The organism is Cupriavidus sp. SIMBA_020, from assembly GCF_046535395.1.
Taxonomy (GTDB): Bacteria; Pseudomonadota; Gammaproteobacteria; order Burkholderiales; family Burkholderiaceae; genus Cupriavidus; species Cupriavidus campinensis.
In genome coordinates this window covers 1-398 of the sequence record NZ_JAWRWU010000116.1, presented here as the reverse complement: position 1 = coordinate 398, position 398 = coordinate 1, and the positions used below count along the sequence as shown (strand labels likewise).

Here is a 398-nt window from a genome sequence, read left to right as displayed (position 1 = left end):
GATGCTGACCATGTGCCGTTCGCTCCTGGGCAATCCCAAGGTCATGCTGATCGACGAACCCACCGAGGGCCTGGCGCCCAAGATCGTGGAAGTGATCGCCGACGTGATCCGCGACATCCACCAGCGCGGCGTGTCGGTGGTGCTGGTCGAGCAGAAGCTGACCATCGCGCTGAAGGTCTCCACCCGCGTGAGCGTGATGGGCCATGGCCGCATCGTTTTCGAAGGACCGCCCGCGCAGTTGCATGAGCGCCAGGACGTGGTCCAGGAATGGCTGGCGGTCTGACCGCGGCCCTATCTGTAGAGGCAAGCACTTGGACAATACCCCTGAAGTACGCCACGCCGACCTGCGCGGCAAGAACGTGGTGATCACCGGCGGCGCCAAAGGCATCGGCCTGGCC

At 64.6% G+C, this 398-nt stretch carries 1 pseudogene; it reads left to right on the top strand.

From position 1 onward, the window contains the following. Nucleotides 1–283, top strand: a pseudogene (locus SB751_RS28410) (ABC transporter ATP-binding protein); the annotation flags it as partial. Between the last annotated feature and the right edge of the window lie 115 nt (nucleotides 284–398).